Origin of the sequence: Bradyrhizobium jicamae (genome assembly GCF_001440395.1) — a bacterium.
Taxonomy (GTDB): Bacteria; Pseudomonadota; Alphaproteobacteria; order Rhizobiales; family Xanthobacteraceae; genus Bradyrhizobium; species Bradyrhizobium jicamae.
On record NZ_LLXZ01000054.1, the window covers coordinates 36,556 to 48,017 of the forward strand.

At 64.4% G+C, this 11,462-nt stretch carries 10 protein-coding genes and 1 tRNA gene; 6 read left to right on the forward strand and 5 right to left on the reverse strand.

The features are described from left to right. Positions 1 to 6: 6 nt before the first annotated feature. From CQ12_RS08535 to CQ12_RS08545, 3 genes are all read left to right on the forward strand, one after another. Complete coding sequence (locus CQ12_RS08535; protein WP_057834871.1) at positions 7 to 1,794, forward strand: heme biosynthesis HemY N-terminal domain-containing protein; 1,788 nt, start codon at positions 7 to 9, stop codon at positions 1,792 to 1,794. Between the two features lie 93 nt (positions 1,795 to 1,887). After that, positions 1,888 to 1,963, forward strand: a tRNA-Thr gene (locus CQ12_RS08540). A 127-nt stretch (positions 1,964 to 2,090) separates the two neighbouring features. Continuing rightward, positions 2,091 to 2,555 (forward strand): hypothetical protein, encoded by a 465-nt coding sequence (locus CQ12_RS08545; protein WP_057834872.1) that lies wholly within the window; start codon positions 2,091 to 2,093, stop codon positions 2,553 to 2,555. Positions 2,556 to 2,704: 149 nt separating this feature from the next. Here the strand turns inward: CQ12_RS08545 and CQ12_RS08550 are convergent, their stop codons facing one another. Beyond that, positions 2,705 to 3,745: a polysaccharide deacetylase family protein gene (locus tag CQ12_RS08550; protein ID WP_057834873.1), complete on the reverse strand. Its 1,041-nt coding sequence runs from the start codon at positions 3,743 to 3,745 to the stop codon at positions 2,705 to 2,707. A 261-nt stretch (positions 3,746 to 4,006) separates the two neighbouring features. Between CQ12_RS08550 and CQ12_RS08555 the strand changes: the two genes are divergently transcribed. Both CQ12_RS08555 and CQ12_RS08560 read left to right on the forward strand, forming a co-directional pair. Further along, complete coding sequence (locus CQ12_RS08555; RefSeq protein WP_245309809.1) at positions 4,007 to 4,234, forward strand: hypothetical protein; 228 nt, start codon at positions 4,007 to 4,009, stop codon at positions 4,232 to 4,234. Between the two features lie 245 nt (positions 4,235 to 4,479). Next, a complete protein-coding gene (locus CQ12_RS08560) occupies positions 4,480 to 4,707 on the forward strand; it encodes a hypothetical protein (RefSeq protein WP_057834875.1) in 228 nt (75 codons plus the stop codon). 85 nt (positions 4,708 to 4,792) lie between these two features. Here the strand turns inward: CQ12_RS08560 and CQ12_RS08565 are convergent, their stop codons facing one another. The 4 genes from CQ12_RS08565 to CQ12_RS08580 form a co-directional block, all read right to left on the reverse strand. Next, a complete protein-coding gene (locus CQ12_RS08565) occupies positions 4,793 to 6,541 on the reverse strand; it encodes a TRAP transporter large permease (RefSeq protein WP_057834876.1) in 1,749 nt (582 codons plus the stop codon). Further along, on the reverse strand, positions 6,538 to 7,206 hold the full coding sequence (locus tag CQ12_RS08570; protein WP_057834877.1) for a TRAP transporter small permease subunit: 669 nt from the start codon (positions 7,204 to 7,206) through the stop codon (positions 6,538 to 6,540). Before CQ12_RS08570 ends, CQ12_RS08565 begins: the two co-directional genes overlap by 4 nt. A gap of 98 nt (positions 7,207 to 7,304) precedes the next feature. Beyond that, positions 7,305 to 8,441 carry a TRAP transporter substrate-binding protein gene (locus CQ12_RS08575; protein ID WP_057834878.1) on the reverse strand — a complete coding sequence of 379 codons (1,137 nt, stop codon included), beginning with the start codon at positions 8,439 to 8,441 and terminating at the stop codon, positions 7,305 to 7,307. A gap of 217 nt (positions 8,442 to 8,658) precedes the next feature. After that, on the reverse strand, positions 8,659 to 10,338 hold the full coding sequence (locus CQ12_RS08580) for an MFS transporter (protein WP_057834879.1): 1,680 nt from the start codon (positions 10,336 to 10,338) through the stop codon (positions 8,659 to 8,661). A 152-nt stretch (positions 10,339 to 10,490) separates the two neighbouring features. Between CQ12_RS08580 and CQ12_RS08585 the strand changes: the two genes are divergently transcribed. After that, positions 10,491 to 11,462: hydrolase (locus tag CQ12_RS08585; RefSeq protein WP_245309808.1), on the forward strand; the 972-nt coding region annotated here is incomplete at its 3' end.

Below are 11,462 nucleotides of genomic sequence, written 5' to 3' on the forward strand. Positions count from 1 at the left end.
ATTTCAATGATCCGGATCATTCTTTTTCTCTTATTGATCGCGCTTGGTGCAGCGGGCGCAGCCTGGATTGCCGAGCAGACCGGCGACGTCGCGTTGTCCTGGGGTGGCTATCGCGCCCAGATGACGCTGCCGGTGTTCGTGCTGGTGCTCGGCATCGTCATCGTCGCGGCGATGATGATTTGGGCGATCTTGCGCGGCCTGTGGCGTACGCCGCAACGTCTCCGCCGCAACCGGCGCGAACGCCGTCAGGCCCGCGGCCGGCATGCGATCACGCAAGGCCTGCTGGCGATCGGCCATGGCGACTCCTCCGCCGCCCGCATGCATGCCGATACCGCACGGAAACACGCGTCGCACGATCCGCTGGCCTTGTTACTGCACGCGCAATCGGCGCAGCTCGACGGCGACCGCGAGGGCGCGCAGCGCGCCTTCCGCGCGATGGCCGAGCGTGAAGACACGCGGCTGCTCGGCCTGCGCGGCCTCTTCATTGAGGCGCAGCGCGCCGACGATCCCCTCGCCGCGGTCATGCTCGCCGAGGAAGCGCTGAAACTGTCGCCGTCGTCGTCATGGGCCTCGCACGCCGTGCTCGGCTTCTGCTGCGCCAAGGGCGACTGGGCCGGTGCGCTGAAAATCCTCGACAACAATCAATCGGCCGGGCTTATCGACAAGGCGACCTATCGCCGCCAGCGCGGCGTGCTGCTGACGGCGCGCGCGCTCGAACTCGAAAAGGTCGATCGCGATCTGGCGCGCGAGAGCGTGATGGAAGCGGTCAAGCTGGCGCCGACGCTGGTGCCGGCCGCGGTACTGGCGAGCAAGTTCGAGAGCGAAGCGCATCAGGTGCGGCGCTCGATGCGCCTCGTCGAGGCGGCGTGGCTGGCGCAGCCGCATCCCGATCTTGCCGACGCCTATTCTCATGTGAAGCTCGGCGATTCCGCGCGGCAACGGCTGGTGCGCGTCGAGACGCTGGCTGCAAAAGCGCCAGGCCACATCGAGGGCGCGCTGGCGATCGCGCGCGCTGCGATCGACGCCTCCGAATTTGCGAAAGCGCGTGAGGCGCTGGCGCCCTTCATCGATCAGCCGACGCAACGTGTCGCGCTGCTGATGGCGGAGCTGGAGCGCACCGAGCACGGCGATAGCGGCCGTTCGCGGGCGTGGACCTTGCGCGCGGTGCGCGCACTGCATGATCCGGCCTGGACCGCGGACGGCTATGTCAGTGATCGCTGGCGACCGGTCTCGCCGGTTACGGGACGGCTCGATGCCTTCCAGTGGCAGACGCCGGTCGCGGCGCTGCCGTCCGACAAGGGACCTGCGATCGAGTCCTCCCCGTTCGAGGAAGCCATGCTGGCGACCCCGCGCCGCGCGGTGGTGATTGCGCCGCCCGAGCCCGTGAACGAGCCGGTGGTCGAGCCCATAGCTCCCGACACGCCGGAGCCATCGGCAGCTCCGGTCGCACCAGAGCCATCGGCCGCGCAGGACAATACGCCGCCAGCGCCTGTCGCCGCCGAGCCCACCCCGGCCGAGGCAAGCCGCCCGGAACCGGCCGCTGAACCGGCCCCGGCTCCGCAAAAGCCGCCCGAATCAGCCCCGCCGCAGCCGGCTCCCCTGTTCCGCTCGCGCAAGGACATTCCAAAGACCGTCCCGGCGCCGATTCCGGCCGTAATCCCGCTGGTCCGGGCGCCTGACGACCCCGGGGTCGACGAGGAAGGCCCGCCGGACGAATTCGCGGAACAAATCGGAACGCCCAAGGCCCAGGCCGGCGGCTGGCGAGGATTTTTGTCACGCTGGGGCGGCAACTAGGGTTAAGGCCCGAGCGTTTTTCTTGCCAATCGGGGCCGTGCCCGATATCAGGTGCGGGCGCTCGCGGCTCACGCGGGAGCGCCGCTTCGGTTCGCCGCAATAGCTCAGTTGGTAGAGCACGTCATTCGTAATGACGGGGTCACAGGTTCGAGTCCTGTTTGCGGCACCACGCTTTTCAAAAAATTCCCTGAAGAATTTGTCGCGCGCGGTCGCGCATGCGTTGGCGTGACCTGTCTCACATAAACGAAAGCCTGCCACCCGTAGTCTCCCGGTCAACCTCAAGGGGAGATACAAACATGCGTAAATTCATTCTCATTGCAGGATTCGTTTTTGTATCCGCCGCGGCGCAGGCTGGCGATCGGAGCCTGTCGTTGGGCGGCATCGAGTCGCCGCGCGCTCCGGCGCCTGCGAAGGCCGTCGTCGATGCACCGAAGACCGCTGAAGCCCCGCCGGAGCCGCCGAAATATGTCGAGCGGCCGGCGATCGAGGCACCCAGGGCTGAAACACCCAAGGCTGAGACGCCGAAAGCCGACGCGAACAAGGTTGAGACGAGCAGGACCGAGACGGCTAGGCCACGGGCGGCGAGGGCGTATCGGCCCGCCGCGGCCTCCGCGCATGCCGCGCTCGGCAGGCCTGCATTCCGGAGAACGGCGTCGATGTCAGGAAGGTCGATGTCAGGAAGAATGAGGCTGCACCACACACGCTACCGGATCGAAGCGCGCATCGCTCGCGCGCTGCATCGATACGGGTTCTACTGGTAAGCCGAGATCTCAATTCACGAACGTCATGGCCGCGGCCCGGCCATCCACGTCTTCCTTCGCTGGCGTATCCCAAAGACGCGGATGCCCGGGGCAAAGCCCGGGCATGGCGACCAAATTGGAAGTGCGACGCCGACAGGCGCCGCGAATGCTTACTGCGAAACCGTCTGCACCACGCTGCTGATCGGGCGGCTGGCGACCGCCGGCGTCTTCTGATCCTTCACCAGCATCGCGTCATATTCGGGCAGGGTTTCGAGCTGCTCCTTGGCGCGCATCTGCACGACCTTGTAGCCGCCGGCCTTCAGGCGACGCAGCAGCGTCGGCAAGGCCTGCGCCGTGCTCTTCTGCAGATCGTGCATCAGGATCACGCCCTTGCCCTGCTTGTCGAGCTTGGTCATGACGTTCTGGATCACCTGGTCGGGACCCGACGATTTGAAGTCGTTGGAATCGACATCGACTGAAAACATCGAGATGTTGCGCGAGGCGAGATAGCCGAGGGCTGTTTGTGTGTGCGCGAGCCCGGGGAAGCGGAAGAACGGCGCGGGCGCGGTTCCCAGCGCCATCTTCACGGCGCTGAAGCCTTTCTCGATCTCTTCCCGCATCTGCGCCTCGGTCAGCTTCTTGCTGTCGAGATGGGCATGCGACCAGGTGTGCGAGCCGATGGTGTGGCCGGCGACCGCGACCTGCTTGAGAATCTCCGGATGATAGGTCGTGTGCTTGCCTACGGGGAAGAACAACGCCTTGGTGCATTCATCCGCGAGCGCCTTCAGCACCGCCGGCGTGGTCGGCCACGGACCGTCGTCGAAGGTCAGCACCACTTCCTTATCGGTCAGGAAGTCGAACTGCTTGTATTGCAGGAAGCCGAAGCCAGGACCGCCTGTGGTGTCGATCACGACGGTGCGGCTGACGCCGAGCGCGTCGGGGTTGGCGCAGCTCGAGCGCATCGGCTGCGGCGCAGGAAAGGGCGCGGGAGCAGCGGCCGGCATCGGCTTCGAGAGCCCGGCGGTGATCTCGACGTCGTCCTTCGGTGCGGGTCTCGCTGCGGCGGGCGCCAGCAGCGGCTCGGCCATGCGAGCGGCGACGGTTTGAGGGGGAGCCGCATCGGCGCGCGGCGAGGAGGTCCAGAACCAAACGCCGGTGATCAATACCGCCGTCACAAAACTGGCCAGCATCAGGCCCAACGCATTACGCATCGCTACTCTTTCCAGATACTCGGGATACACACGCAACGGGTCATTAATGCCAACAATGTCTTAACGTCTCGCGAACAGGCGCCGGTTAGGCGAAGCAAATAAGGGGTTTATGAGCGAGTGACGTCAGTCACAGTCGTGACAGCGGTTCCGGGCGCATGGTCCCCGCCATCAACAACGGGCCCCGCTTTGCCGGGCCAACAGGAGCCGACAATGACCGCAATGTTCTTCAATACCGTTCGCAAGGTGAGTTTAGTGCTGGCCATGACCACCTCTTTCGCCGCCGCCTCGTCGACCGCGAGCTTTGCCTACAGCTCCGAAGCGCAGCAGATGTGCACCGGCGACGCGTTCCGCCTCTGCAGCTCGGAAATCCCGAATATCCCGAAGATCACCGCCTGCATGATCAAGCGCCGCGCCGAGCTGAGCGCGGGCTGCCGCACCGTGATGGATCGCGATCTCGCCGCCCAGAAGGGCAAGCTCGCCGCGCAGTAATCGGCTCTCTGTCCGGCTCCCGGAAACGCTTGCGGCGATGCGACGCAGGCGTTTTTTCTTGAGGTTTTGGGGAGCGCCACGCGCAGGATCTGCGCGATTTCGTCCATCACAAATGCGTTGCCAGCCCGGATTTCAGCGCTCGATTCCCGTTTTGAGGCGTTTTCCTGACGCGAAACGGTGTTCCCTCCGCTCGAAAACAAGATAGAACGCGCTGATTGCGTTTTACCGGTGCAAAGGCATAGCAAATGACCAAGATTCTTTTCGTCATTCCCCTGGTTCTGATTACGTCAGCCGCTGCGGCCCAGTCCCAGCAGGACCGGCAGAAAGGGCATGACGCCTGCTCGCGCGACGTCTCGCGCTACTGCCGCGCGCAGATGCAGGATGGCGACCAGATCGTGCTGGCCTGCCTGAAGCAGAACCGCGCCAAGATCAGCAAGGGCTGCCAGCAGATGCTGGCGAGCCACGGGCAGTAAGATCGCACTCGGATTTTTTCGCGGGTCTTCGTAACGCGAACCGACCGTCGCCCCGGATCAAATCCGGGGCGCACTTTCAAATGCTCTAGCCGCCGTAAAGATATTTCGGCAGCCACAGCGTCAGCCCCGGCCAGACATACATGATCGCCATGCACAGGATGACGATGAGCATGTAGGGCATCATGCCGGCGAAGATCTGGTTCAGCGTGACGTGTTTCGGCGCGACGCCCTTGAGATAGAACGCCGACATCGCGACCGGCGGCGACAGGAACGCCGCCTGCAGGTTCACGAACACCAGCACGCCCCACAGAATCGGGTCGATGCCGAAATGTTTGAGCATCGGCAGGAAGATCGGCACGAAGATGATGATGATCTCGGTCCATTCGAGCGGCCAGCCGAGGACGAAGATGATCGCCTGCGACAGGATCATGAACTGAAGCGGCGTCAAGTTGAGCGAGAGCACCCAGCTCTCCAGCAGCGCCTGGCCGCCGAGGATGGCGAACACCGCCGAGAAAAGCGCCGAGCCGACGAACAGCCAGCACACCATGGCGGTGGTCTTGGCGGTCAGGAACACCGCTTCCTTGGTGCGCTTCCAGTCGAGCGTGCGGGCATGGAAGGCGAGAAGGAAGGCGCCGGCCGCGCCGACGCCGGCGGATTCGGTGGCGGTGGTGATGCCGAACAGGATCACTCCGAGCACCACCACGGTGAGAATGCCGAGCGGCATCACCGAAGACGTCAGGAGCTTGAGAACCTCGAAGCGCTCGCCGCCCATGCGCAAGTAAGAGCGCAGCGTCCATGCCGCGAGCACAACGGCCGATACCGCGAACCAGATATAGAACTGGGTGTCCGGTCCCTTGGAGGCGGGTGACGCCTCGCTGGGCGCGGGCGCGCTGCCGAGCTGTTGCAGGCCTTCGACCGCTTCGCTCGCCGCGCCGGCCTGCTGGTGGATCACGACATACCACCAGACCGTGGCGAGCGCGATCGCGGACAGCAGGAATGGCACCAGCGCGACGAGGAAGTTCTGCGCGATCGCGCCATAGCCCATCGGCTTGCCGTCGATCAGAACCGTCTTCGCCTTTGCCGGCGACAACAGCGCCTTGAACAGGCCGACGAACATGTTCGGCGAATACAGCGTCGAGAATTTCGTGATCCATTCCGGCACCGGGACGCGGGTCTGTTCCTCCGGCAGCGCCGGGGCGACCTTCGGATTGATCATCGCCCAGCCGACGATATAGACGAGATAAAGGAACGCCAGGAAGAAGCCTGGGAACATCGCCGCCGCATACAGCTTGACGACGGATTGTCCCGCCACCGCCGCGTAGACGATGATCATCACCGAAGGCGGGATCAGGATGCCGAGCGTGCCGCCGGCGGTGATGACGCCGGAGGCGAGTTTGACGTCATAGCCGGCGCGCAGCATCGGGTTGAAGGCGATGACGCCCATCAGCACCACCACCGCGCCGACCAGGCCGCTGGCAATGCCCCAGAAGGTGCAGACGATCAGGGTCGCGACCGCGAGCGAGGCAGGCAGGCGGCGGAAGGCGAGCTGGATCGAATAGAACATCTTGTCGACCAGCGCGCCACGCTCCATCACGTAGCCCATCAGCACGAACAGCGGGATCGATATCAGCACGTCGTTGGTCATCGCGCCGTAGGTGCGCTGGACCATCAGCTCGAACACCTTGTTGTGGGTCCAGTTCTGCGACGGGTCGTAGAAGGCGATGAAGCCGAAGAACATGCCGAGGCCCATCAGCGTGAAGGCCGTGGCAAAGCCCATCATGATGACGACGACGATGAGCGTCAGCATCAACAGGCCGAGTGCAGGATCGCTCATGTGTTCAGGTCCCCACCCATGCCGCGCTGCCGCGCCATTTCGTCGATGCGCGCCGCCCCCTCGATGGCGATCTTGCGCGATTCCTCGTCCACGTATTCAGAGTGCGCGAGCTGCTCCTCGATGACGTCGGTCTCGGCGACGTCCTTCAGGCGGCTCGGCCATTCGCCGGTCTTCAGGCACACGATGCAGCGGATGATTTCGGCGATCCCCTGCAGCATGATCAGCGCGCCCGCAATCGGGATCACCGTCTTGAAGTGGTAGACCGGCGGGCCGTCCGCGGTGACGTTGGAATGCTCGTTGATGTGCCAGGAATCCGCGGCGTAGAAATAGCCGGCATAGACCAGCGCGGCGATGCCCGGGATGAAGAAGACGAAGTAGAGAACGAGGTCGAGCGCGGCCTGCGTGCGCGGGCGCATCGAGGAGTACAGGAAGTCGCCTCGGACATGGGCATTCTGCGCCAGCGTATAGGCGCCAGCCAGCATGAACAGCGACCCATACATCATGTTTTCAACGTCGAAGATCCACGCCGTCGGCATGTTCACGGCGTAGCGCTTGAACACTTCGATACAGACGACGCTCATCAGCAGGATCATCAGCCAGGCGGATGCCTTGCCGACCCAGGTCGAGATGCCGTCGATCGTGTGCAGTAATCTCTGGACGTTCATGTGATGCGGTTTAGCGCGAGAGAAAACGATGTCCCAACATAACACAGGCACCGTCCGGATGGTGGTCCGGACGGTGCCTAGCCGGGTTTATTTTGGCGTCAGAGCTTCTTCGCGGCGGCGTTGGCCCCGAAATAGTGGTCGTAGGCCATGCGGCGGCTCACCACCGTGTCCTGCTCCCACTGCGTCGCCCGCTTGGCGAATTCGATCTGCGACTGCACGATCTCCTTGAACAGCGGGTTTTCCGCAGACTTCTTCTTCGCCACCTCGTCATAGATCTCGAGTTGCCGCTTCAGGATCGCATCAGGGGTCTTGTAGAACTTGACGTTGTCCTTGCCCTGCAGCTCGACATAGTCCTTGGAGTAGCGGTCGATCGCCTTCCAGGACATGTCGGCGGATGCGGCGTCCACCGCATTGGCGATGATCGCCTTCATCTTGTCCGGCAGGGCAGCGTACTTGTCCTTGTTGAACATGATTTCGAACTGCTCGGCGTTCTGGTGATAGCTCTGCAGCATGCAGACCTTGGAGACGTCGGGGAAACCCAGCACGCGATCGGAAGTGGCATTGTTGAACTCCGCAGCGTCCAACAGGCCGCGGTCCATGGCTGCTACGATCTCGCCGCCGGGAAGTGCGTTCACGGCCGCACCCATTCCCGAATACACGTCAATGGAGATGCCGACGGTACGGAACTTCAGGCCCTTGACGTCTTCGACCTTCGCAACCGGCTTCTTGAACCAGCCGAACGGCTGCGTCGGCATCGGCCCGTAGGGGAACGAGACGACGTTGGCGTTGATCGATGCATAGAGCTTTTCGAGCAGCTCCTTGCCGCCGCCATAGCGGTGCCAGGCCAGCAGCATGTTGGCGTCCATCGCAAAGCCCGGTCCCGAGCCCCACAGCGCCAGAGCGGTCTGCTTGCCGTAGTGATAGACCAGCACGCCATGGCCGCCGTCGAGCACGCCCTTGGATACCGCATCGAGCAGGCCGAAGGCTGGCACCACGGCGCCTGCCGGCAGCACCTCGATCTTGAGGTCGCCGCCGGTCATGTCGTTGACCTTCTTGGCGTAGTCGAGGGCGTATTCGTGGAAAATGTCCTTGGACGGCCAGGTGCTCTGCCAGCGCATGCTGATCGGCCCCTGGGCGCGGACGACGGTCGGGGCGGCAACGGCCGTGGCAGCGCCCGCGGCGGCCACTTTCAGGAAGCGGCGCCGTGTTGAATTGTCCTTGGTCGGCTTGGTCATTTGTATCCTCCCGGTTGAGCCGGCCTTGGGTCGGCCAGCCGTTGTTGCTTGGCGCGAACTCTACGGGCGGGGCCCGAGCTTTGGCAAGGATACGTTATACCAATGCGGCGTTAGGCTGCGGCACGGCCGTGGGCAGCAACCCATGACGCCAGCCGGGCCGTCCGACTGGTTAACAGCGCAGCCGAGCTAGCCACGTGATCGCGGCGCTTCCGTAAAATTACGTGCTGCTGCCCGCGGCCGTCGCGACGACAGGCAAGACCTCGTTGGCGGCGCGGTCGGGGGTGTCCTCCTTCCAGCGGACCGAGCCGAAGGGACGTTCCAGCATGCGGCGGACGCGGATCGGCTCGGGCCCGAGATGGAAGTCGATTGCGCTCTGGTGCAAGGCGCGCTCGGATTGCGTCGGCCGGTTACGCTGGCGCAGGTAATCGAGCCAGGTCGGGCAGTGGTAGCGCTCGGTCCATAATTCGGGATCGGCGATGTCGCGCGCGATCGACCAGCCATAGGCGCCGTTGCGCTGTCGGCTGAGCTGCACCTCCTGCATCACATTGTGAAAGGCGCGGGCGTTGTCCTGCGCGACGCGATATTCGATCTCGACCACCAAGGGCCCGCTGCGTCCCGTCAGCGACAGCCGCACCTCGGGATCGGCCAGCGCTTCGGCGGGCGGCTCGTAGCGCGCGCCGACCGGCGGCATGCGCAGCCAGATGCCGAGCAGCGGGGAAAGCAGCATCAATCCGGCGGAGACCAGCAGCGCGATCTCGACGCCGTAAATATCGGTGAGATGACCCCAGCCCCAGCTTCCGATCGCGATGCCGCCGGCAATCGCGGCCTGGAATGCCGCCAGCGAGCGCCCCGCCACCCAGCGCGGCGCCGAAAGCTGCACGCCGATATTGAACAGCGCGACCGCCAGCATCCACACCGCGCCCGCCAGTACCAGCGCGATCGCCGTCAGGACGGCGCTGGTGCTGAGCGCGACGGCGGCGATCGCGCCGGCCAGCGAGATCGTGCAGGCGCGCACCGCGGCCTCGCCGCTCAACTGCTTGCGGACCGTGCCGATGTTCAATGCACCGAACACGGCGCCCATCCCGAAGGCGCCGAGCATGATGCCATAGGTCTGCGCGCCGCCATGCAACAGGTCGCGCGCGATCAGCGGCATCAGCGCCGAGACGGAGCCGCCGATCAGGCCGGTGACGAGCGTGCGGGTCAGCACGATCCTGATCGCCGGCGAGTTGGTGATGTAGCGCACGCCGGAGACCATCGCACGATTGAGCCGCTCGCGCGGCAGCCGCGACGGTTCGTGGACCCGCTTCCAGAGGAACAGCACGATCAACAGCGGCAGATAGAGCACCGCATTGATGGCGAATGCGGCAACCGCGCCCGCGGTTGCGACGATGATGCCGCCGATCGCCGGGCCGAAGCTGCGCGCGATGTTGTAGCTGATACCGTTGAGCGCGACCGCCGCCGGCAAGGTTTCGGCTGGCACCTGCTCGCTGACCGACGACTGCCAGGCCGGCCCCATCAACGCCATGCCGGTGCCGACAACGAAGCAGAACAGCAACAGTATATTGGGCGTGACCATATTGAACCACGCCAGCAAGGTCAGCGCGGTCGCGCCAGTCAGCGCGATCAAGAGCGACACCATCGCCACCACGCGGCGGTCGTGCATGTCGGCGATGGCGCCCGCCGGCATCGAGATCAGCATGATCGGCAGCATCAGCGCGGTCTGCACCAGTGCCACCTTGTCGGCAGACGACGTCATCTGCGTCATCGCCCAGGCGGCGCCCACGCCCTGGATCAGGATGCCGAGGTTCGACAACAGGCTTGCCAGCCAGATGCGCCGGAACACCGAGTGCCGCAGCGGTGCGGTGATGCTGTCGGAGCGCTTTGGCGGTTCGGTCATATCCGGTTCCGGTTGGGCTGCTAAAGGAGGGGACGATGATTCCTGCAGTCCTCACAGATGCCTGCGAAAACCTTGTCCTGTCCAGTAGTTAGGTCGCTATGAGGATGGCTAGAGCACAGCTAAGGTACTGAAAAATGACGGGAGAAGCCCAAATGAGCCTGACGCGGCGAACCATGCTCAGGGGTGCCGGCGCGCTACCTTTGCTGGCGGGAAATCTTGCCGGCAATCTCAGCTTTTCCGCGCTGGCGCAGACCGCTTCGACGCCATCCGTTGCGGGTGCGGTTCCGCCTGTTCTGTTCGTGCACGGCAATGGCGACCATGCGGCGCTCTGGATCACGACGCTGTGGCGGATGGAATCGAATGGCGTGCCGCACGATCGGATGATGGCCATCAGTTTCACCGATCCTCTCGCGCGCACCGATGACAAGGTGGAGCAACCGAACCGTTCTTCGACCGAAGACCAGCGTCGCGAACTCGGCGACGCCGTCAAGGAATTGCAGCGCCGCACCGGCGCGGCGCGTATTGCGCTGGTCGGTAATTCGCGCGGCGGCTATTCGATCCGCAATTACATCAGGAATGGCGGTGCCGCCGACATCAGTCACGCCGTGCTGTGCGGCGTTCCCAATCACGGCATCTTCGATTGGGATGAGGGGTTAGGCGGCGAGTTCAACGGCCGCGGCCCGTTCCTGCGTGGCCTGAACGGGGGTGAGAGCGAGGTGACGCCGGGCACCGCATTCCTCACCTTGCGCAGCGACGGCAACGATAAGTTTGCGCAAGCCGACGGCCGCTTTGTCGGCAAGCCGGGCGTGCCGACCGGCGTCACGTCGGACGGTCCTGCGTTGAAAGGCGCGACCAACCTCGTGCTCGGCGTGCTCGATCATCGCGAGGTCGCGTTTCATCCGCGCGCGTTTCGCGAGATCTATAAATTCATCGCAGGCCGCGAGCCGTCGCGCATAGAGATCGTGCCGGAAGCGGAAATCAGGCTGAGCGGATTGGTGACGGGTACGCCGGGCGGCGTCGTCACCAACCGTCCTGTCTCCGGCGCGACGGTCGAAATCTATCGCGTCTCTCCCGATACCGGCGAACGGAGCGGCGGTCCGATCCATTCGTCGCAAACCGGCGCC